The 20,656-nt window shown below is 63.0% G+C and carries 24 protein-coding genes; 7 read left to right on the top strand and 17 right to left on the bottom strand.

Translation table 11 applies throughout. The features are described from left to right. Positions 1-37: 37 nt before the first annotated feature. Together frr and pyrH are read right to left on the bottom strand one after the other, a co-directional pair. On the bottom strand, positions 38-595 hold the full coding sequence (gene frr / locus G5C33_RS11195; protein ID WP_165327287.1) for a ribosome recycling factor: 558 nt from the start codon (positions 593-595) through the stop codon (positions 38-40). 17 nt (positions 596-612) lie between these two features. Next, positions 613-1,350, bottom strand: a complete 738-nt coding sequence (pyrH, locus tag G5C33_RS11190) for a UMP kinase (protein ID WP_165327286.1) — start codon at positions 1,348-1,350, stop codon at positions 613-615. A 176-nt stretch (positions 1,351-1,526) separates the two neighbouring features. On the opposite strand from pyrH, the gene G5C33_RS11185 reads away from it, so the two are divergent. Continuing rightward, positions 1,527-1,913: a hypothetical protein gene (locus G5C33_RS11185; protein ID WP_165327285.1), complete on the top strand. Its 387-nt coding sequence runs from the start codon at positions 1,527-1,529 to the stop codon at positions 1,911-1,913. A 78-nt stretch (positions 1,914-1,991) separates the two neighbouring features. Here G5C33_RS11185 and tsf read toward each other — a convergent pair whose 3' ends face one another. Together tsf and rpsB are read right to left on the bottom strand one after the other, a co-directional pair. Next, positions 1,992-2,921, bottom strand: coding sequence for a translation elongation factor Ts (gene tsf, locus G5C33_RS11180; protein ID WP_165327284.1), 930 nt, complete (start codon positions 2,919-2,921; stop codon positions 1,992-1,994). 84 nt (positions 2,922-3,005) lie between these two features. Beyond that, entirely contained in the window at positions 3,006-3,827 is an 822-nt protein-coding gene (gene rpsB / locus G5C33_RS11175; protein WP_165327283.1) for a 30S ribosomal protein S2, read from the bottom strand. A gap of 267 nt (positions 3,828-4,094) precedes the next feature. Here rpsB and G5C33_RS11170 point away from each other — a divergent pair, with 267 nt between their 5' ends. Then, positions 4,095-4,313: a hypothetical protein gene (locus tag G5C33_RS11170; RefSeq protein WP_165327282.1), complete on the top strand. Its 219-nt coding sequence runs from the start codon at positions 4,095-4,097 to the stop codon at positions 4,311-4,313. 30 nt (positions 4,314-4,343) lie between these two features. Here G5C33_RS11170 and G5C33_RS11165 read toward each other — a convergent pair whose 3' ends face one another. After that, complete coding sequence (locus tag G5C33_RS11165) at positions 4,344-5,072, bottom strand: phosphatidylserine decarboxylase (RefSeq protein WP_165327281.1); 729 nt, start codon at positions 5,070-5,072, stop codon at positions 4,344-4,346. A 168-nt stretch (positions 5,073-5,240) separates the two neighbouring features. On the opposite strand from G5C33_RS11165, the gene G5C33_RS11160 reads away from it, so the two are divergent. Further along, positions 5,241-5,693, top strand: a complete 453-nt coding sequence (locus G5C33_RS11160) for a PA2169 family four-helix-bundle protein (protein WP_165327280.1) — start codon at positions 5,241-5,243, stop codon at positions 5,691-5,693. An 88-nt stretch (positions 5,694-5,781) separates the two neighbouring features. Here G5C33_RS11160 and rplS read toward each other — a convergent pair whose 3' ends face one another. The 8 genes from rplS to ffh all read right to left on the bottom strand — a co-directional run bounded on the left by rplS (position 5,782) and on the right by ffh (position 12,021). Further along, on the bottom strand, positions 5,782-6,171 hold the full coding sequence (gene rplS / locus G5C33_RS11155; protein ID WP_165327279.1) for a 50S ribosomal protein L19: 390 nt from the start codon (positions 6,169-6,171) through the stop codon (positions 5,782-5,784). Between the two features lie 11 nt (positions 6,172-6,182). Beyond that, positions 6,183-6,905 (bottom strand): tRNA (guanosine(37)-N1)-methyltransferase TrmD, encoded by a 723-nt coding sequence (gene trmD, locus G5C33_RS11150; RefSeq protein ID WP_165327278.1) that lies wholly within the window; start codon positions 6,903-6,905, stop codon positions 6,183-6,185. Between the two features lies 1 nt (position 6,906). Further along, positions 6,907-7,290 (bottom strand): type II toxin-antitoxin system VapC family toxin, encoded by a 384-nt coding sequence (locus tag G5C33_RS11145; protein WP_165327277.1) that lies wholly within the window; start codon positions 7,288-7,290, stop codon positions 6,907-6,909. A 91-nt stretch (positions 7,291-7,381) separates the two neighbouring features. Next, a complete protein-coding gene (locus tag G5C33_RS11140; protein WP_165327276.1) occupies positions 7,382-8,206 on the bottom strand; it encodes a class I SAM-dependent methyltransferase in 825 nt (274 codons plus the stop codon). After that, positions 8,196-9,017, bottom strand: a complete 822-nt coding sequence (locus G5C33_RS11135; protein ID WP_228275038.1) for a glycine/sarcosine N-methyltransferase — start codon at positions 9,015-9,017, stop codon at positions 8,196-8,198. The genes G5C33_RS11140 and G5C33_RS11135 overlap by 11 nt, the downstream gene beginning before the upstream one ends. Before the next feature lie 431 nt (positions 9,018-9,448). After that, positions 9,449-9,928, bottom strand: a complete 480-nt coding sequence (gene rimM, locus G5C33_RS11130) for a ribosome maturation factor RimM (RefSeq protein WP_165327274.1) — start codon at positions 9,926-9,928, stop codon at positions 9,449-9,451. Positions 9,929-9,931: 3 nt separating this feature from the next. Beyond that, positions 9,932-10,396 carry a 30S ribosomal protein S16 gene (gene rpsP, locus G5C33_RS11125; RefSeq protein ID WP_165327273.1) on the bottom strand — a complete coding sequence of 155 codons (465 nt, stop codon included), beginning with the start codon at positions 10,394-10,396 and terminating at the stop codon, positions 9,932-9,934. A gap of 119 nt (positions 10,397-10,515) precedes the next feature. After that, positions 10,516-12,021 (bottom strand): signal recognition particle protein, encoded by a 1,506-nt coding sequence (ffh, locus tag G5C33_RS11120; RefSeq protein WP_165327272.1) that lies wholly within the window; start codon positions 12,019-12,021, stop codon positions 10,516-10,518. A 230-nt stretch (positions 12,022-12,251) separates the two neighbouring features. Here ffh and G5C33_RS11115 point away from each other — a divergent pair, with 230 nt between their 5' ends. Further along, positions 12,252-13,910: a putative bifunctional diguanylate cyclase/phosphodiesterase gene (locus tag G5C33_RS11115; RefSeq protein ID WP_165327271.1), complete on the top strand. Its 1,659-nt coding sequence runs from the start codon at positions 12,252-12,254 to the stop codon at positions 13,908-13,910. Here the strand turns inward: G5C33_RS11115 and G5C33_RS11110 are convergent. After that, positions 13,885-14,463, bottom strand: a complete 579-nt coding sequence (locus tag G5C33_RS11110; RefSeq protein ID WP_165327270.1) for a DUF924 family protein — start codon at positions 14,461-14,463, stop codon at positions 13,885-13,887. The genes G5C33_RS11115 and G5C33_RS11110 overlap by 26 nt on opposite strands. Between G5C33_RS11110 and mtaB the strand changes: the two genes are divergently transcribed. From mtaB to G5C33_RS11095, 3 genes are all read left to right on the top strand, one after another. Then, on the top strand, positions 14,462-15,718 hold the full coding sequence (mtaB, locus tag G5C33_RS11105) for a tRNA (N(6)-L-threonylcarbamoyladenosine(37)-C(2))-methylthiotransferase MtaB (RefSeq protein ID WP_165327269.1): 1,257 nt from the start codon (positions 14,462-14,464) through the stop codon (positions 15,716-15,718). The two genes, G5C33_RS11110 and mtaB, sit on opposite strands and share 2 nt — an antisense overlap. Then, positions 15,715-16,653, top strand: a complete 939-nt coding sequence (ftsY, locus tag G5C33_RS11100) for a signal recognition particle-docking protein FtsY (protein WP_165327268.1) — start codon at positions 15,715-15,717, stop codon at positions 16,651-16,653. The genes mtaB and ftsY overlap by 4 nt, the downstream gene beginning before the upstream one ends. Positions 16,654-16,733: 80 nt before the next feature. Next, complete coding sequence (locus G5C33_RS11095) at positions 16,734-17,354, top strand: septation protein A (protein ID WP_228275037.1); 621 nt, start codon at positions 16,734-16,736, stop codon at positions 17,352-17,354. On the opposite strand, the gene G5C33_RS11090 is transcribed toward G5C33_RS11095, so the two are convergent. The 3 genes from G5C33_RS11090 to pspF form a co-directional block, all read right to left on the bottom strand. After that, positions 17,337-18,530 (bottom strand): acyltransferase family protein, encoded by a 1,194-nt coding sequence (locus G5C33_RS11090; RefSeq protein WP_165327267.1) that lies wholly within the window; start codon positions 18,528-18,530, stop codon positions 17,337-17,339. The two genes, G5C33_RS11095 and G5C33_RS11090, sit on opposite strands and share 18 nt — an antisense overlap. A gap of 145 nt (positions 18,531-18,675) precedes the next feature. Then, on the bottom strand, positions 18,676-19,296 hold the full coding sequence (locus tag G5C33_RS11085) for a superoxide dismutase (RefSeq protein ID WP_165327266.1): 621 nt from the start codon (positions 19,294-19,296) through the stop codon (positions 18,676-18,678). A 117-nt stretch (positions 19,297-19,413) separates the two neighbouring features. Beyond that, complete coding sequence (gene pspF, locus G5C33_RS11080; protein ID WP_165327265.1) at positions 19,414-20,445, bottom strand: phage shock protein operon transcriptional activator; 1,032 nt, start codon at positions 20,443-20,445, stop codon at positions 19,414-19,416. Positions 20,446-20,656 lie beyond the last annotated feature (211 nt).

Below are 20,656 nucleotides of genomic sequence, written 5' to 3'. Positions count from 1 at the left end.
GGCTGCGCAATCGGGAAGTTCGCGATGCTCGCCAACATCACTTGCCCAGAATTTCCTTCTCCTTGGCAGCCGTGACCGAATCGATCTCACCGATCGTGCTGTCCGTCAGCTTCTGAACTTCGCCTTCGAGGCGCTTGCGCTCGTCCTCGCTGAGCTCGCCCTTCTTCTCATCGGTCTTGAGACTGTCATTGCCGTCCCGACGCACGTTACGCACGGCGATCCGTGCCTTTTCGGCATATTGACCGGCAAGCTTCGCCAGTTCCTTGCGGCGCTCCTCCGTGAGGTCCGGGATCGGCAGGCGCAGGGTGGTGCCGTCGACGACGGGGTTGAGGCCGAGCCCGGCCGACCGGATCGCCTTGTCCACCGGCCCGACATTCGACTTGTCCCACACCTGGACCGAAAGCAGGCGCGGTTCCGGTGCGGATACCGTGGCGACCTGATTGAGCGGCATCTGCGCGCCATAGACTTCGACCGTGACCGGGTCGAGCAGCGTAACCGTCGCACGCCCTGTGCGCAGGCCGGCGAGATCATGTTTCAGCGCCTCGACCGCCCCGTTCATGCGACGCTCGAGATCGGCCTTGTCGTAAGCGGCCATTTTCAGTTCCTCTTGTCCTATGCGTTCGTCAGTTCGGCCTGGTTTTGAACAATGGTGGAAACCCCTTCCCCGTTGAGCACCGCCACCAGATTGCCGACTTCGCGAATATTGAAAACCACGATCGGAATATTGTTGTCGCGGCACAATGCCACCGCGCTGGCGTCCATCACCCGCAGATTGTCCGCCAGCACGCGATCGAAGCTGAGCGTTTCATAGCGTTCTGCGGTCGGCACCTTCTTGGGATCGGCGTCATAGACACCATCGACGCTCGTTCCCTTGAACAACGCGTCGCAGTTCATCTCGGCGGCGCGCAGCGCTGCGGTCGTGTCGGTCGTGAAGAAGGGAAGCCCGGTGCCCGCGGCGAACAGGACCACCCGCCCCTTTTCCATGTGGCGCTCGGCGCGGCGGCGGATATAGGGCTCGCATACGCTGGCCATCGGGATCGCCGACTGAACCCGCGTCTGCACCCCGATCTTTTCGAGGGCGTTCTGCATCGCAAGTGCGTTCATCACCGTCGCCAGCATGCCCATATAATCGGCCGAGGCCCGGTCGAAACCCTGCGCTGCGCCGGCAAGCCCGCGAAAGATATTGCCGCCGCCCACGACCATGCAGATTTCAAGGCCGCTGTCCTTCGCCTGCTTCACTTCCTGCGCGACGCGATCGCATGTTTCGGGATCGATGCCATATTGCCCCGGGCCCATCAGGACTTCGCCCGACAATTTGAGCAGGATGCGTTTCATGCGGGAAAGAGTCATGGGGTGCCGTTGCGCTGGTTGGATTGAGCCGGGTGAGCGGCCGGGACCTTAGAGGGGCGGCATTGCGATGCCAAGCGCAGAAACCCGGTTGCACCGGAACAAGTTATGATTGCCATCGCATCTGCGCATCCGGTAGCATCGGTGCCGAGGGGCAGCGCAGACAGAAAGGACCGCATATGCGTGTGATTGCCGTTGCCCTGCTCATCGCCGGAATTTCCGCTACTCCCGCCGCCGCGCAATATTACGGCGGCGGCACGGCACCGAGCGCTCGGAGCAATCCCATCTGGAGCAAACCGGCCGCAGAGATGCCACCGCCTGCCTATCAACCCGGAGTCGGCCGTGACCTTGTCGAGATCGAGAACGACATCCGCGATGGGCGCGCGGCCGGGCAATTGACTCGGCGCGAGGCACGCGCGCTCAGGCGCCAGGGATATGGCATCGCCCGGCTGGAGGGCCGGCTTCGCCACGCAGGGCTCACAGCCTCCGAACGCGCTGAACTGGAAACCCGCGCGGCGCTGCTGCGGGACGACGTGATCGCCGCGCGCACCGGCAGCCGCGACTGAGCGGCGCGCTTCGGACCAAAAAGAAAAGCGCAGCCGCCGGACGGCGACCGCGCTTCCCTGTTTCCAAGCCGAAAAGGCTTACTTCTTGATGCCCGCGGTCGCAGCGACTTCGGCAGCGAAATCGCTTTCTTCCTTCTCGATGCCTTCGCCGAGCTGGAAGCGGACATAGTCCTTGAGCACGATCGTCGTGCCGGCGTCCTTGCCCGCCTTGGCAACGACGTCGGCGACCGGCGTCTTGTTGTCCATCACGAAGAGCTGGCTGAGCAGCGCGTTTTCCTTGGCGAACTTCTTGACGGCGCCGTCGACCATCTTTTCGACGATTTCCGCCGGCTTGCCGCTTTCGGCTGCCTTTTCGTGCGCCACCTGGCGTTCACGCTCGATCACGTCCTGATCGAGGTCATCGGCATTGAGCGCCAGCGGGAAGGCCGCCGCGATGTGCATCGCCAACTGCTTGCCGAGCGGTTCGAGCACGTCGACGCCCGCATCCGACTCGAGCGCCACAAGAACGCCGATCTTGCCCAGACCCGGCGAAACCGCGTTATGGACATAGGGGATGACCGCGCCCTGCGACACCTGCAGGCGCTTGGCACGACGGATCGACTGGTTCTCACCGATCGTAGCGATGTTGTTGGTCAGCGCTTCCTCGACGGTTTTGCCCGACGACAGCTTGGCAGCCTTGATCGCGTCGACATCATCGCCTGCTTCGAGCGCGACTTCGGTCACATCCCCGACGAACGCCTGGAACTGGTCGTTCTTGGCGACGAAGTCGGTTTCCGAATTGACTTCGACAGCCGCGCCCTTGGTGCCGGCAACGGCAACGCCGACCAGACCTTCGGCAGCGGTGCGGCTCGACTTCTTGGCGGCGGCGGCAAGCCCCTTGGTCCGCAGCCAGTCGACGGCAGCTTCCAGATCGCCGCCATTTTCCGTCAGCGCCTTCTTGCAGTCCATCATGCCCGCGCCGGAGCGTTCCCGCAGCTCCTTGACGGCGGCAGCAGTGATCTCGGCCATTTTCAGTTCCTTCAGCTATATAAATCGGGCGGGGAAGAGCGTTCGCCCTGCCCCGCCCCGATGACAATAAAGTGACGTGGCGGGTCAGGCGTCGATCTGACGCTCGCCTTCCTGAGCGGTTTCGGCTTCGGTCGATGCAGCCGGAGCTTCCGGTTCGCTCACCGCTTCCTCGACGGGCGGGGTTTCCATCGCGCCCATGTCGGCGCCGCTGGCCGCGGCCGCGTCCTGGCCTCCGCGCGTCGCGGCGATCGCCACTGCTTCGCAGTAGAGGCGGATCGCGCGGCTGGCGTCGTCATTGGCGGGGATCGGGAATGCGATACCGTCCGGCGACACGTTCGAATCGAGGATTGCAACCACCGGGATACCCAGCGTGTTGGCTTCCTTGATCGCCAGCTCTTCCTTGTTCGCGTCGATCACGAACATGATGTCGGGAATGCCACCCATGTCGCGGATGCCGCCCAGGCTGAGTTCCAGCTTGTCGCGTTCGCGCGTCAGGTTGAGGATTTCCTTCTTCGTCAGGCCGTGGGTGTCCCCCGACAGCGTTTCCTCGAGGCTTTTGAGGCGACGGATCGACTGGCTGATCGTCTTCCAGTTGGTGAGCATGCCGCCCAGCCAGCGATGGTTGACGAAATGCTGGCCCGACTTGCGCGCGGCTTCGGCGATCGGCTCCTGCGCCTGGCGCTTGGTGCCGACGAACAGCACCTTGCCGCCGCCCGCCACGCTGGCGTTGATGAAGTCGAGCGCGCGCGCCATCAGCGGCACGGTCTGGCTCAGGTCGATGATGTGGATACCGTTGCGATCGCCGAAGATGTAAGGCTTCATCTTCGGGTTCCAACGATGGGTCTGGTGGCCGAAATGGGCGCCAGATTCGAGCAGTTGCTGCATCGTGACGACAGGTGCCGCCATAGGATAGTCTCCTTCCGGTTGATCCTCTGGGAAGCGATGACTCCGTGCGCCCTGGGGCGCCGGCGGAGCACCGGGTTATGTGCTTCCCATGCGGGTTGAAGGCGCGCGCCTAGCGGAAACCCCGCGCGATATCAAGAATAATTCACAGCTTGACGGCGGAACGTCATGGGAACATAACAGGTCCGTAAGGCGGACGAGAGAACGGTTCGCGAACACGGATGCCGCAATTCTTCGCGATTGTCGGCATCACGATTGGGGGATCGAACGATGAGCGCCATTGTCGCCTACGCCTTTTTCGCAAGCGTTTTCGGATTCAGCATCTGGGCGATCGCCGCCAGCGTGGCGCCGAAGATGCAGCGCATCCGGTTTCTCCTGTCGCATGGCCCGATTCAGACTGAGGCCCTGCCCCGGCATCCGCGCGGGTCGCGCCGCTCGCGTGAAGTGCGGGTCAGCGCCTCGCATGCGGCATTTCGCAACGCCGCCTGAGCGCTGGCGCAGCGCGCCGGCAGCTCCTCCCTATTGCGCCACACCCGTAACCGGGGAGCCGCCGCGCCGGGCGATGATCGTCTCTCCGGCGACGCAGCGCTGACCGGGCGCCAGCTGGCAGACATGATCGTCCGGCAGATAGATGTCGACCCGGCTGCCAAAGCGGATCAGACCCACCCGCTGTCCCGAAACGACGATATCGCCCGATTTCACGAAGGATACGACCCGGCGTGACACGAGCCCGGCGATCTGGGTCATGCCGATCCGGGTGCCGTCGCGATGCTCGATAATCAGGTGCTGCCGCTCATTCTCTTCGCTTGCCTTGTCGCGCTCGGTGTTGAGGAACTTGCCCGAAACATAGATGACATGCCGCACGGTGCCGCCGATCGGCGCGCGGTTCAAATGGACATCGAAGATCGTCATCGTGATCGATACCCGGACCAGCGGCGCCTCGCCCAGGGCGGCATCGCCGGCCAGGTCGGGCGGTGGCGGCACGCGTTCGACCAGCGTCACCAGTCCGTCGGCCGGGGAAACTAGAACACCCCCCGCTTGCGGCACGACGCGCACTGGGTCGCGGAAGAACGCCGCGACACCGATCGTCAGGAACAGCATCGGCCACACCCAGAAATCCCAGATCCAAAGCGACACGAAGGTCAGCACGCCCGCGATCAGGACATATTTGCGCCCTTCGGGGTGCACTTCGGGAAACCGCCACTTGATGGGCGCCGCGCTGATATCTGAATGATCCGAACCGGCCATGTGCGCCGGTCTAGCTGCACGCACCCGGCTCTACAATCACCCGTCAGCCGCCCCGTGGCCGGCCCGCGTGACACATATGTCTCCGATTCAGCTTCGATTAGGCATCTTTGCCCGGACCGGCGCTCGGCGACATTCGTTGACGAACGGTGATTGCAAGGAGATTCCCCCATGTCCGCCAACACCGACATCGCGAAGCTCGACGACCTCATCGTCACCACGATCGACAGCATTCGCGGCTATGAATATTCGTCGGAACATTCCGATGCCGGCCGATATGCGACATTTTTCGCGCAAATGGCGCAGGATCGGCTCGAAATGCTCGATCGGCTGCAGCAGGGAAGCCGCGCACTAGGCGGAACGCCCGCCGAATATGGGTCCTTTGCAGCGACGGTGCACCGCCGTATCGAAGCCTTTCGTCGCGTCCTTGGCGGCGGCGACGAAGCGATGGTTTCCGAAATCGAGCGCGGCGAGGATTATCTCAAGGAGGAATTCGAGCGCGCGATGCGGGACGAACATGTCTCCGCAGAAACGCGGGCGCTGATCGAATCCTGCTATATGTCGGTCCGCGCAGGGCATGACCGCGTGGCCGAGATCAAGCACATGCTGGAAGCCGCCGACTGAAGAAGATCATACCCACGGCCGAAACGAAAAGGGGCGCGGAAGCCGATACTTCCGCGCCCCTTTGCAAACCCCTTACGGGAAACCCGGCTTATTCGGCCGCTTCGGTTTCCTGCGGGCGGTTGTCGCGACGCTCGGCGATACGCGCCGACTTGCCGCGGCGACCGCGCAGATAATAGAGCTTGGCGCGACGCACGACGCCGCGACGGATGACTTCGATGCTGTCGACGTTGGGCGAATAGAGCGGGAAGACGCGCTCGACGCCCTCACCGAACGAAATCTTGCGCACGGTGAAGCTCGAGCCCATGCCCTTGTTCGAACGCGCGATGCACACGCCTTCGAAATTCTGGATTCGGGTGCGTTCGCCTTCGACCACCTTCACGCCGACCTTCAGCGTGTCGCCGGCGCGGAAATCCGGTATCTTCTTCGCCTCGTTGAACTTGGCGATCTGCTCGGCTTCGAGCGTCTGAATGAGGTTCATCTCAATCGTCCCTAGTCTTTTCGCCGCGCGCCAGAGGGAGACTGAACCCGAGCGCCCTCGTGGCGCTCCCAAAGGTCCGGCCTCCTTAGCCGTGTATCTCGCTCTGCCATCGACTTGCGCCAGGCCGCGATTTTCGCATGATCCCCCGATCGCAGCACTTCGGGGATCGCGCGTCCTTCCCATTCGACAGGTCGGGTATATTGCGGATATTCGAGCAGCCCCGTCTCGAAGCTCTCGTCATCTCCGCTTGAAGCCGCGCCCATTACGCCGGGAAGCAGCCGAATGCAAGCGTCGAGTAGCACGAACGCGCCGATTTCGCCGCCCGAAAGCACATAGTCGCCGATCGACACCGGTTCGATGTCGCGCGCCTCGAACAAACGCTCGTCAAAGCCTTCGAAACGCCCGCACAAAATCGTCACGCCCGGCCCTGCCGAAAGTTGCCGAACCCGTTCCTGCGTCAGCGGTCTGCCACGCGGGCTCATCGCCAGCACCGGGCGATCGTCGGCGACGCTGTCGACCGCCGCCGCAAGCACATCGGCGCGCAGCACCATGCCCGCGCCGCCCCCCGCCGGGGTGTCGTCCACCGAACGATGCTTGTCGGTCGCGAAATCGCGGATCTGCACGGCATCGAGCGACCAGCTTCCCTCGCGTAGCGCCCTGCCCGCCAGCGAAATCCCGAGCGGCCCGGGGAACATCTCCGGGTAGAGCGTCAATATCGTCGCGGCAAAGGGCACGTCAGATCGTCCAGTCCTCGATACGCAGCCCGGGCACGTCCCGGAAATCGCGCGTGTTGGCGGTGACGAGGCAACAGTCAAGCGTCAGCGCATGCGCGGCGATCATCCGGTCCATCCGTCCCTTTGCCTTTTGCGCCCTCGGCAAGGCACGCGCGGCGGTATCGTCAAAGGGCAGAACCGGGATGGTTTCGAGCAGCCCCTCTAGCCGGGTAACGGCCTCAGCACCGTGTCGCCCTATACCCTGCATCAACTCGGCGTGGCTGATCGCCGACAGCGCGACGGCGCCCTGCCCCAAGCTGGCAATACGATGTTCGATGCGCGAACTGCCGCCGCGCATCAGGCGAATGGCGATATTGGTGTCGATCAGATAGCGCGGCGCGGTCATGGTGCCGTGTCGCAGCTTCGCGGGCGCCGCGCACCCGATAAATCGCGCCCCGGCCGCGCGCATGGCACCGGCCGGGGCGCTGAAACGCCGATCAGCGCTTGCGGAAGTGCATGATGCCCCAGGCGAGCTTGCCCGCCCGGCCGCCTTCCACCCAATAAGACAGGCCCTTGAGCATCCGGTCGACGAACGCGTCGCTTGCCTTCACATCGGCGCGGCGCGCGTCAAGTTCCTCGGCGACGCGGCCATAGTGATTGGCCAGCTGCGGCGTGTGATCCTCGATCTCGACCACATCGAAACCGCGGTTGCCCAGTTCCTCACGGTAAAAACCGAAGGACGCCAGATCGGGCAGGTGGATGCGATCATAGATCGGCTGCAGGTCCGAGGTATCGGTCAGCCCGTCCGCCTGCATCGGATCGGTCAGGATGAACTGGCCGCCCGGCTTGAGCACGCGCGCGACTTCGTCGAGCACTGCCTTGCGATCGGGCGCGTGCAGGATCGCGTCCTGGCTCCAGATGATGTCGAAGCTGTCGGCATCGAACGGGATGTCGTCGAACGAGCCGTCGACCACGTCGATCCGGTCATTCAGGCCCGCCGCCTTGGTCAGTTCGCGGTTCCGGTCATTCTCGCGCGGGGCGATGTTGAGGCAGGTGACGTGCCCCGCCCCATGCTCGGTTACCAGCCGCCGCGCGCCGCCACCGTAACCGGCGCCGATATCGAGGATCTTCTTCCCCGACAGGTCGCCGAGGCGGGCCGCCATGTGATCCACGGTCTTGCGGCTCGCGGTGCGAATATCCTGCGTCTCGCCGTAGAGGCCGACATGAATGTCCTCGCCACCCCAGATGGTGTGGTAGAAATCGTCGGCATCGGCGCTGTCGTAATAATCGCGGGCAGTGGCTACGCCGGCATCAACCGTCATAGCTTTTCTCCGCGACATGGATGAAGAAGTCGGGGGATTTTTCCTCGCCTTCCTCCTGGAAGTCGCCGTAGCTGTGGATCTGCTGGAAACCGACGTCACGCAGCAGGCCACGGATGTAGTCCTTACGGATCGGACACATGTTCAGATAGTAATGCGACCCGTCCGGGAAGCTGTATTTGAAGCGCGTCAGTGAATCGTCGACATGCTCGGGTTCGGCAGTGACCTTGTCCCCGCAATAATAATATTTGTGCTTCGTATCGAATCCCTCGTCGAGAATCCGGTCGTAGTTGCGCTGATCGAGAATCAGGATGCCGTCATGCTTGAGCGCGGCATAAAATTCGGCGAGCGCGCGGCGACGATCATTCTCGTCGAACAGATGCGTGAAGCTGTTGCCGAGACAGATGATCGCGTCATACTTGCCGTGGACATCGCGATTGAGCCAGCGCCAGTCGGCATGAACGGTCTTGAGCATCAAGCCCTGGTCCATTGCATTCTTGAACGCCTTTGCGAGCATTTCCGCTGAGCCGTCGGCCGACGTCACGTCGAATCCCGCCTTGAGCAGCTGCACCGAGTGGAAGCCCGTGCCGGTCGAAACGTCGAGCACGCTCTTCTTGCCGCGCGCTTTCAGCACGTCGATGAAAAACTGGCCCTCGCTCTTGGCGCGGGCGTCCCAATCGATCAGCTCGTCCCACTTGTCGACGAACCCGCGGACATATTCTCCGGTATAGGTGTCGGTATCGCGGACGGCGACCGGATCGTCCCCGTAATCCTGCGTCGTTTCAGGCGCAAAGACGCCGTTCTGGCTCTGCATCCACATCGCTCCTCTGTTGTGCGCGGGCCGAATGCGCGAGGCACCCCGAAAAGGGGGCGTGCGCTGTCGAGAGACAATCAGGCCGCTTGGAATAGCGAATGTATTAGAACAGGAACCGCCGGCGAACGCAACGAAAGCTTCCCATAAACGCAAATTTATCGCGGTATGAAAAATACAAAATAACGTTCGTTACAGAACAATGACAGAGGCACGACATCACTAAATAAAGTGCAATACACTTTTCACTATCCCGAAGGTCCTGCAGTATTATTTTATATATTGTTATAGAGTATCGATATTTTCTTGTTCATATATAAAATTTATTTCCTTCGCGCACCATAGAAGAGTCCGCTCGGATAGAATATCTCGGCTAGATACTATGGCATGTCGCGGCCCGGCGCGCGGCCCGGATGCCGGAACCGCAAGGCAAATCAGCCTTGGGCAAACGCTTGCGCGATAATGATTCGGTTGTCGTCGAACTCGGGAACGGCGTCCGGCTGCATCGGCACCATGAAGCGCTTGCCGTCGGGCCGTTCGACTTCGAGCACGTCCCCGGCGCCGTAATTGTCGACAGCGATCACGCGTCCCAACGTCTCCCCGTTTTCGGAGACGGCAGCGAGATCGAGCAGGTCGACATGATAATATTCGCCCTCGCCCAGCGGGGGCAGCGCGGTTCGCGGCACGGTGAGCTCGGTGCCGCGCATCGCCTCGGCCGCGTTTCGGTCCTTCACTTCGGCGAAGCGTGCGATGGCGCCGTTCGGGCCCTCACGCAGCGATTTGAGCGTGAGGCGGCCCGAATTGAACGCCTTGTAGGCGTCGAGATCCTCGGCAAAGATCTTGAGGCGAACCTCGCCCGTCACGCCATGTGCGCCGATGACGACGGCGAGCGTGACGGGCTTGTCGGTTGGCAAGGCTCAGGCCTCGGCCGGGGGCGTCTCTTCGCTGGTCGCTTCGGCGACCTGCTCGGCTTCCGGCGTCGGCGTTTCGGTCGCCGCTTCGACTTCCGCCGCGACAACCGCTTCAGCTTCGGCTTCCTGCGCCGCCTTCAGCTTCTCTTCACGCTCCTCGGCGCGTTCCTTGGCCTTTTCGCCCGGTTCCGCCTTCTTGGGATTGTTGCGAGCGGCGCGTTCCTTCAGACCAGCGGCATCGAGGAAGCGGGCAACGCGATCGGTCGGCTGTGCACCCACGCTCAGCCAATGCTTGGCGCGCTCGGCGTCGAGCGTGACGCGCTTCTCGTCATCCTTGGCGAGCAGCGGGTTGTAGGTGCCGATCTTCTCGATGAAGCTGCCGTCGCGCGGGCTGCGCGCGTCGGCGATCACGATCCGGTAATAGGGGCGCTTCTTCGAACCGCCGCGCGACAGACGCATGCTAACTGCCATTGTTCAGTCTCTTTCCTTCATCGCCCCTTCGGAGGCAGGGGCCGTTTCACGTTCCAAAAAACCGTCGCCCCTCATGATGGAGAGACTTGGGCTCCCGCCTCCACAGGAGCGACGGAAACTCACTTTTTCTTGATCAGATTCTCGAAGCCGGGCGGAAGTTTGGGCTGGCCGCCGCCACCGCCCGGAAGCCCGGGAAGGCCGCCGCCGGGCCCGCCCATCTTGCCCATCATGTCACCCAGTTCAGGACCGCCCAGCGCATTGCCGACGCCGCCCATGCCGCCGCCGGGCCCGCCCTTGCCGAGCATCGCCATCAACCCCTTGATGCCGCCCATTTTCTTGAGCTTCTTCATCGCGGTCTGCATCTCCTGATGCATCTTGAGCAGCTTGTTGACGTCCTGAACGGTCGTCCCCGAGCCCTTGGCGATACGGATCTTGCGTTTGGCGTTGAGCAGCTCGGGCTTGGCGCGCTCCTTTGGCGTCATCGAGGTGATCATTGCATCCATGCGCAGCAGCACGCGCTCGTCGACCGCGCCGTTCGCCATCGCCTGCTGCGCCTTTTTCATGCCGGGCATCATCCCGGCCAGCGCACCGAGCCCGCCCATGTTGCGCATTTGCGCAAGCTGCGAGCGCAGGTCGTTCATGTCGAACTTTCCCTTGGCCAGCCGCTGCGCCATGCGCTCGGCATCTTCCTGCTCGATCGACTGGGCGGCCTTTTCGACCAGCGACACGACGTCGCCCATGCCGAGGATACGGCCCGCAACGCGCTTGGGATGGAAGGGCTCGATGGCGTCCAGCTTTTCGCCGACGCCCGCGAACTTGATCGGCTTGCCCGTGACCGAGCGCATCGACAGCGCCGCGCCGCCGCGCGCATCGCCGTCCATGCGCGTCAGAATGACACCGGTCAGCGGCACCTGTTCGGAAAAGCTCTGCGCGACATTGACGGCGTCCTGGCCAGTCAGCGAGTCGACGACGAGCAGGATTTCCTGCGGCTTCGAAATGTCGGCGACTGCCTTCATCTCGTCCATCAGCGCCTGATCGACGTGCAAACGGCCCGCCGTATCGAGCATCAGCACGTCATAGCCCTGCAGCTTCGCCGACTGCAGCGCGCGTTTGGCGATCTCGACCGGCTGCTGCCCCTTTACGATCGGCAGCGTGTTGACCTCGGTCTGCGTGCCGAGCACTTCAAGCTGTTCCTGCGCGGCGGGCCGATTGACGTCGAGCGACGCCATCATCGCCTTCTTGCCCTGCTTCTTGAGCAGCTTGGCGAGCTTGGCGGTGGTGGTGGTCTTGCCCGAGCCCTGAAGACCCACCAGCATGACCACGGCGGGCGGCGTGACGTCGATTTCGAGCTCGGCGGTGTCGGGGCCGAGCATCTCCACGAGTGCGTCGTGGACGATCTTCACCACCTGCTGGCCCGGCGTCACCGAGCGCAGGACATTCTGGCCGATCGCCGCTTCGGTAACCTGGTCGACGAACTTTCGCGCGACCGGCAGCGCCACGTCCGCTTCGAGCAGCGCGACCCGCACTTCGCGCATCGCGGTGCGGACATCGGCCTCGGTCAGCGCGCCACGGCTGCGCAGGCGATCAAATACGCCGCCAAGCCGTTCGCTCAGACTATCGAACATGACACAATCACTCCAAATTCAGCGCCGTATGGCGAAAACGCACAAAACGCCGGCGGACGAAACCTCGTCGGCCAGCGTAGCCCGGATAGGGGCCTGTCGGTACGCGTTCGTCAGGAACGACTGCGCGGCGCAATAGCCGAACCGGCTGCACGGCGCAAGCGGAACGGGGTTTAACCCGATCTATACTTCCGTGGAGGAATAACCGCACGATCTATAGGGGTCCAATCGGGATGGCATCGCAAAAAGCGGATACTGAGGCGGAGACGCGAAACGCCGGGAGCAGCGACCTGCTGATCGGCGCGTTCAGCATCGCGGCCATCCTGATGTTCGTCGGCATCGGCAGCTCCGTGCTGTCGACCAGCATCGGATATTATTTCGAAGGCGGCGCGCCGGCGGATCGATCGCTTGTCATCGCACTATTGCTCAACGTCGCCCTGATTCTGTTCGGCTGGCGTCGCCATGCCGCGCTTCGCGACGAAGTCAAAGTTCGCGCGGCTGCCGAGGAACGCGCCTATATGCTGGCCTCTCGCGATCCGCTGACCGGTTTTCTCAATCGCCGCAGCATCGCCGAGGAAGGTGCTTCACTGTTCGTGCGCGCGGGACGGCGCCACAAAGCGATGGCGCTGATGGTGCTCGATCTCGATCATTTCAAGACGATCAACGACATGCACGGCCATGCGGTGGGAGATGCGCTTTTGCGTGCGGTTGCCGCCGAAATCGCCGATGCCATGCCGCCCGCGGCGCTGACCGCACGACTGGGTGGCGACGAATTTGCCTGCGCGTTCAAGTTCGATCCTGCCGACCCATCGACCGTGGAGCGTATCGCCGAGCGGCTGGTCAGCCGCATGGCGCAACCGTTCGAAGCCGAGGGCCTGCGGCTGCACATCAGCTGTTCGCTGGGCATCGCGCGATCGGATTTCGATTGCCGGTCGATCGACACGCTGATGCGATCCGCGGACATTGCCATGTATGCGGCCAAGAAGTCGGGGCGCAATCGCTTCGCGTGCTTCGATCATTCGATGGAGCGCGAGCTTCAGACCCGGAACGACCTGGAAAACGGCCTGCGCCACGCGATTCCCAACCACGAAATCGTTCCCTATTTCGAACAGCAGATCGATCTCGCCAGCGAACGGCTGCACGGTTTCGAGGTGCTGGCGCGCTGGGAGCATCCCCAGCGCGGCACGATCAGTCCCGAGATATTCATTCCGATCGCCGAGGAAACCGGCATGATCGGCGATCTCTCGCTTTCGATCATGAAGCAGGCCTTCTCTGCCGCGCGCGACTGGGATCCCTCGCTCTCGCTTTCGGTCAATATCTCGCCCTGGCAGCTCCGCGACGCATGGCTGGCGCAGAAGATCATCAAGGTGCTCGCCGAAACCGGCTTTCCGCCTACCCGGCTCGAGGTGGAGATCACGGAAAGCTCCCTGTTCGAGAATCTGGCGCTGGCCCAGTCGATCGTCGGAAGCCTCAAGAACCAGGGCGTTCGCATCGCACTCGACGATTTTGGCACCGGTTATTCTTCGCTCGCGCACCTGCGCGCCTTGCCGTTCGACCGGATCAAGATCGACAAGAGCTTCGTTCAGTCGATCAATGAAAGCGCCGATTCAGCGGCGATCGTCAATGCGATTGCACGGCTCGGCGAAAGCCTTAACCTACCCGTCACTGCGGAGGGGATCGAAACCGCGGCGATCGCGGAACGGCTCCGCGCGATCGGCTGCGCCAAGGCGCAGGGCTGGTATTACGGCAAGCCGCTATCGGTCACCGCCGCACGGCGCCTGCTTGCCGAGCGGCGCCTGCTGCGGGGCCAGTCGACGCCGCGCGAATCCGATGTCCAGTCCTCGGGCGATGTCCCACCGCGCCCCGCTACCAGCCAGCGTCTGGCCGGCTGAGATAGGCCTGCTCCTCGGCCGTCGAGATTCGGCCCAAGGCAGCATTGCGCGACGGAAAACGACCGAATTGCGCGATCACTTCGGCATGTTCGCGCGCGAACTTCAACACATAGGCGTCGCCCAGCGATTCGAACAATGCGATTGACCGCCGCTGCAGCTCGGCATCCTCGGCATGCATGAATGGCATGTAGAGAAACTGCCGTTGCGCGGTCGTCATGCCGCGATCCCATTCGCGCGCGATCGCCAGTTGCGAAAGCTCCAGGGCAAGCCCATCGCCGGCAAAGGCGTCTGCCGTGCCGCGATGCATGTTGCGCGAGAACTGGTCGAGCAGGATTACCGCGGCGAGCAATGTGTCGCGATCCGCACGCCAGCCCTTGGCACGCGTTGCGAGAACCTGGTCGCGTAAGGCGCCGAACCGTTCCGAGATCGTCGCGTCGAGCGCCTCCGACTTCGAGAAATGCTGTTCGGGCATCAGCCATTCGAACCAGAAGACCAATATCTCACGCGCCTTCGCGTGGACTTCGCCGTCCGCCGCAACTAGATCGTCCGCCATGACGGCTCCTTCCCTCCAGGCCTCTCATGCACCCGATGTCGTTTCGCTGGGCTGCAGGCTCAACCTAGCCGAAAGCGAAACGATACGCACGCTGCTCGGCGAAGCCGACACGGTGGTGGTGAACAGCTGTGCCGTGACCAACGAGGCAGTAAAGCAAACACGCCAGGCAATTCGGCGGGCCCGACGCGCTCGCCCCGGTGCGCAGCTGATCGTAACCGGCTGCGCGGCACAACTCGACCCCCAGACCTTTGCCGCCATGCCCGAAGTCGACCGGGTGATCGGAAACGCCGAGAAGCTGTCGCCGTCGGCCTGGAAGAGCGCGGAGCCGGTGATCGTCAGCGACGTGATGGCGCTGGCGGAAACGGCGCAGCATCTCTCCGCGAGCTTTTCCGCCCATGCCAAGGCGTTTGTCGAGGTGCAGAACGGATGCGATCACCGCTGCACCTTTTGCGCGATTCCGTTCGGACGCGGGAACAGCCGTTCCGCGCCCGCGGGGGCAGTGGTCGAGCGGATCGCCGCACTGGTCGATGCCGGTCATCACGAAATCGTGCTCACGGGCGTAGATTTAACCAGCTACGGCGCCGACCTGCCCGGAACGCAGACGCTGGGCACACTGGTCGAGCGCATTATGAAGCACGTCCCTGCCCTGCCCCGGCTGCGGCTATCCTCGCTCGATTCGATTGAAATCGACGACCGGCTCTTCACGCTGATGACGCAGGAGCCGCGGGTTATGCCGCACGTCCATCTTTCGCTGCAGGCTGGCGACGATATGATCCTCAAGCGGATGAAGCGCCGCCACAATCGCGCGGAAGCCGTTCGCATCGTCGAACGGCTCAAGGCTGCGCGGCCCGAAATCGCGATCGGCGCCGACCTCATCGCCGGCTTCCCGACCGAGGACGAGGCGATGGCCGCCAATACGCTGGCGCTGATCGACGATTGCGACATCGTGCACGGCCATATTTTCCCATACAGCCCGCGCGAAGGCACGCCGGCGGCGCGCATGCCCCAGCTTCCGCGCGAAACGGTCAAGGCGCGCGCTGCGGCGTTGCGGGCAACCTCTGCCGCACGCCGTGATCGCTGGCTGGAAAGCCTGGTCGGCACGCGGCAGAATGTGCTGGTCGAACGCAGCGGAACGCGCGGGCATGGCGAATCCTACGCCGAAATCCATTTCGAACCGGCACCGGGACTGTCCCCGGTGATCGGCATTTCCATCACCGGCATCGAAGGAGATCATCTGTTGGGAGAGCCGGCATGAGCACACGTCCCGGTTGGCATCAGAAGCTGCTCGGCGGCTTTCGCAAGACATCGGACCGGCTGCTCGGCAATCTGGCGGGCCTCACCGGCGCGCGCCTCGACGACGACACGCTCGACGAAATCGAGGAAGCGCTGATCGCATCCGATCTCGGCCCCGGTGTCGCCGCGCGGATTCGCGAGCGGCTTGCCGAAGGCCAGTTCGAACGCGGTATGGAGGAACTCGGCATCCGGCTGGTCGTCGCCGAGGAAATCGCCAAGTCGCTCGAACCGGCGGCAAAGCGGCTGGAGATCGATGCGTTTCCGCGCCCGCAAGTGATCCTGGTCATCGGCGTCAATGGATCGGGCAAGACCACGACCATCGCCAAGCTCGCCAATCTGTTCCTCGAACAGGATTATCAGGTGATGCTTGCCGCCGGCGACACATTCCGTGCCGCCGCGATCGGGCAGCTGCGCACCTGGGCCGATCGCATCGGCGTGCCGATCGTGTCCGGCCCGGAGGGCGGCGATGCTGCGGGCATCGTGTTCGAAGCAGTCAAGAAGGCCACCGAGATCGGCACCGACGTCCTGATCGTCGACACGGCGGGGCGCCTGCAGAACAAGCGCGAACTGATGGACGAGCTGGCCAAGATCCGTCGGGTGCTCGGGCGCCTCAATCCTGCGGCGCCGCACGACGTGGTGCTGGTGCTCGATGCGACGACCGGACAGAATGCGCTGAGCCAGATCGAGGTCTTCAAGGAAGTTGCCGGCGTCACCGGCCTGGTAATGACCAAGCTCGATGGCACCGCGCGCGGCGGCGTGCTTGTGGCGGCGGCCGAAAAATACGGTCTGCCGATCCATGCGATCGGCGTCGGCGAAAAGGTGGACGACCTGCGCCCCTTCGACGCGCAGGAAGTCGCCCGCATCATCGCCGGGGTTGAGGAACTGACCGGCGACTAGCGTAGCAATTCCTCGCACGCCATGCCTTCGCAACGATGCTAACGGGCCTCCAGAGGCGCGGCCCCAACAGGAATTTCAAGATGAACGGCTCTTCCACGAAACCACCGCTTTCGCCGGGCATGCGGATGTTGATCGATTTCGGTCCGCTGATCGTCTTCTTCGCGGTCAACGCGCTGTACCCCGCCGAATCCGAGCTCCAGAAGGCGCTAGCGGCGACTGCGGCCTTCATGGTCACGATGGCCGCGGCGATGGCGCTTTCCTTCTGGAAGGCCGGGCGGATCTCGCCGATGCTGTGGATCTCTGGCGGGCTGGTTCTGGTTTTCGGCAGCCTCACAATCTATTTCCACGACGAGGTCTTCATCCAGATCAAGCCGACGCTGGTCTATGCGATGTTCGCCGCGATCCTGTTTTACGGGCTGGTTGCGAAAAAGCCCTTGCTGCAGATGCTGCTCGAAAGCGCCTATCCCGGGCTGACCGCCAGAGGCTGGCGACTGTTAACGGTCAACTGGGCGGTCTTTTTCGTCGCGATGGCAGTGCTCAACGAAGTCGCCCGCTATTTTCTGAGCTGGGACGGCTGGGTCGCATACAAGACATGGGGCGTCATCCCGATGACGTTCGTGTTCGCGTTGGCGAACATCCCGATGCTGATGAAGCACGGGCTGCAAACCGAAAAGGACGCGCCGCTACCGCCGGAAGGGTGAGCGGAACCGCGGTTCGGCGCGCAACCTGAGCGGCGTGCCGTTCAACAGCAGCGCGAGAAGGTGGCTTCGCTGGGTCAGATGATGCACCGCCAGCACGCTCAGCAGTGAAGCACCGGAAATCAGTGCGATCTCCAGCATCGGCGGCAGTGTCACATGAAGGAACATCCCGCCGTACAGCAACACGAACAGCATATGGGACAGGTAGATGCCCAGTGCGCCGTCGACGACATAGCGGACGCGTTGGCTGGGCGCGGCGAACCGGTTTCGCGCCCATGCAAGGAATAACCTGGTAACGGCAAATCCCGTCGCGACGGCAGTGAAATCGCGCACGATGCCGATTCCCAGCGCGACATAGGGGTGAGCCGCTACGAAGTCAGGGCCGTAGAAGCCGCGATAACTGGCTACATAGCAAAGCAGCAGGATTGCCGTGATCCAGATCTGGCGACGGGTGACGTTGAGGAAGTGTACGAGCAATCGCCCGTGAAGCTGGCACGCGGCGCCCGCAAAGAAGAACGGCGCGAAGTAGAGGAACTTGCGGCCATATTCGGCGAAAAGCGGCCACCCCAGCGCCTGCGCCGCGACATCGAAAAGCCCCGCTGCGACCGAAGCGAGGCACAGCGCCGCCAGCGGGAGCCAGATCAGCCCGCGCACCTGAAGCCGCCGGACGAAAACAGCGGCCGCGGAGCGATAGTGCTGCGCAAGTGGCAATACTCCCAAAAGCGCGAGCGAGAGCAGCAGCAGTACGATCAGGAACCAGCGATGGAACAGGAAATCGGGCCGCGACGCCATGTCCGCCAGCACTTCCGCCGGATTCATGTCGCCCTGCGCCATCGACAACAGGAAATGCTCGGCAAACCCGAACAGCAACAGGCTACCGACAATTGGAACACCGATGCGCAGCAGCCGCTGGCGCAACCATGCGCTCGCGCCGCGCCGGTGCAGCAACATCGCCCCGAAATATCCCGAAAGGATGAAGAAGGCGGGCATGCGAAAGCTGTGGATCAACGCCACGATCAGCGTTGCAGTGACGCTCCTGTCGGGGGAAACCAGAATCCAGTCGCCGGAAAGGCGATAGAGCAAGGCGGCGTGATAGGGGATCCCCATCAGCAACATGATCGCGTGCGCGGCGTCGAAATGGTGGAGACGCGCACCGTCTCCCCCGGCGATTTGTGCCAAGCCCAGCCCCCAGTTGCCCCGGGAGCAACCTAAGCTTGGCAGGCTTAGAAAGGCAAGTGCAGAGGATTCGGGACCCGCGAAGGGGCGCAAACGGAAACGGGCGCCGGTTTCCCGACGCCCGTTCTTCCTGCAACTGTCGTGTGGCTTATCCCTGATCAGCCGCGGCGATGCCGCTGCCGTCGAGGTTCTTCGCGACAAAGTCCCAGTTGATCAGCTTGCTCGTAACCGCATCCAGATAGCCCGGACGCGAATTGCGATAATCGACATAATAGGCGTGTTCCCACACGTCGATCGTCAGCAGCGGCACCATGCCTTCATAGGCGACCGGCGTATCCGCGTCGTGCAGCGACGTTACCTTCAGGCTGCCGCCGTCGAGGACCAGCCAGCCCCAGCCGCTGCCGAAATGACCGGCACTTTCGGCCTTGATCTTGTCGACCAGCGCGTCGGTCGAACCGAAGCCTTCGCTGATCAGTTCGGCAAGCTTGCCGGTCGGCGCGGTCGTTTCCGGCGTCAGGCACTGCCAGAAGAAGCTGTGGTTCCAGACCTGGGCGCTGTTGTTGAACAGGCCCTTGTCACCATCGGCCTTGGCCTTCTTGATGATTTCCGACAGCTTCATGCCGCCCAAGCCTTTTTCATCGACGAAGCCGTTGGTCTTGTCGACATAGGCCTTGTGATGCTTGCCATGATGAAAATCGAGCGTTTCGGCCGACATGTGCGGCGCCAGCGCGTCCTTCGCATAGGGGAGCGCGGGGAGTTCGAAAGCCATGTAGTTTTCCTCCTTTTGGTATCCAGCCATCACCGCGCCTAACGCATAGGTCGCGATATGGCCCCATCAAAATTTCTTGTGTCGTGATCGAAACGACCGATTGCCTTTCTTGCGCGCTCAGCCGGGACTGCCGCCGAGCAGATCGTGACGCTTCAACGCATGGCGAAGCTGGTCATAGCTCAGGCCCAGCGCCTCGGCGGTCGCGCGCTGGTTGTAGCGCTGCTCGGCAAGTGCCTGCGCGAGCAGGCTCCGCTCGAACTGCGCCACCTGTTCCTTGAAATCGCCCGACGGATCGAATGCGGGCGTGGCCGGAGCCGCGGCCTGTCCGGCGGTCTCGGAACTTTCGCTTGTGGGCGGCTGCGCCCTGGCGCGCGGACGGTACGGCGAATCGAACGGATCGATCTGGATGGCGTCGACCGGCCCATCCTGGTCCCAACGATACACGGCGCGTTCCACGACATTGCGTAGCTCGCGGACGTTCCCAGGCCAGTCATACCCACGCAGTGCGGCCTCGGCCGCCGGGCCGAACCCGGGCCAGTCGAGCCAGCCGATTTCAGCGGCCATGCGCCGCCCGTAGAAATCGGCGAGCACCATCACGTCCCCGGCCCGCGCACGCAGCGGCGGCAAGGTGACGACCTCGAAGCTCAACCTGTCGAGCAGGTCGGCGCGGAACGTGCCCTTCTCGACCCGATCGGGAAGATGCTCGTTTGTCGCCGCGACGATGCGAACATCGACCTCGATCGGACGCGAGGCGCCGATCCGGGTGATCTCGCCATACTCAACCGCGCGCAGCAGACGATCCTGAGCCGCCATCGAAAGCGTGCCGAGTTCATCGAGAAACAAGGTTCCGCCGTCGGCTTCCTCGAAGCGGCCCGCGCGCGCCTTTGCGGCGCCGGTAAAGGCCCCTGCCTCGTGCCCGAAAAGTTCAGCCTCGATCAGCGTTTCCGGTAGCGCCGCGCAGTTCATGACCACGAGCGGCTGATCCCAGCGACGCGAAAGGCGGTGGAGGCGTTCCGCGACAAGTTCCTTGCCGGTGCCGCGCTCGCCGATAACAAGCACGGGCCGGTCTAGCTCCGCCGCACGGCTCGCCTTTTCCAGAGCGTCGAGGAACGCGCCCGATTGCCCGATAACCTGTGTAATGCGCTCCATGCCCAATATTTGGTGTACTTCACCAATGTTTGGCAAGTTGCAAATTTTCCGGGTCGCGGAAAAATATCCTAACCTATTGATATAACGCAGTTTTAAAAACTGGCACGGTTGCTGCAATGCATTGGGCAAGCCCGGCAACACGGGCAAAACGACAACCAAGGTTCAGGATACAGACAATGACTTATCAGGGCACCAACTATCGCACGGCTTT

The organism is Sphingosinithalassobacter tenebrarum, assembly GCF_011057975.1.
Classification (GTDB): domain Bacteria; phylum Pseudomonadota; class Alphaproteobacteria; order Sphingomonadales; family Sphingomonadaceae; genus Sphingomonas; species Sphingomonas tenebrarum.
The sequence above is the reverse complement of the archived record's forward strand: the minus strand, read 5'-3'. Positions and strand labels throughout refer to the sequence as shown.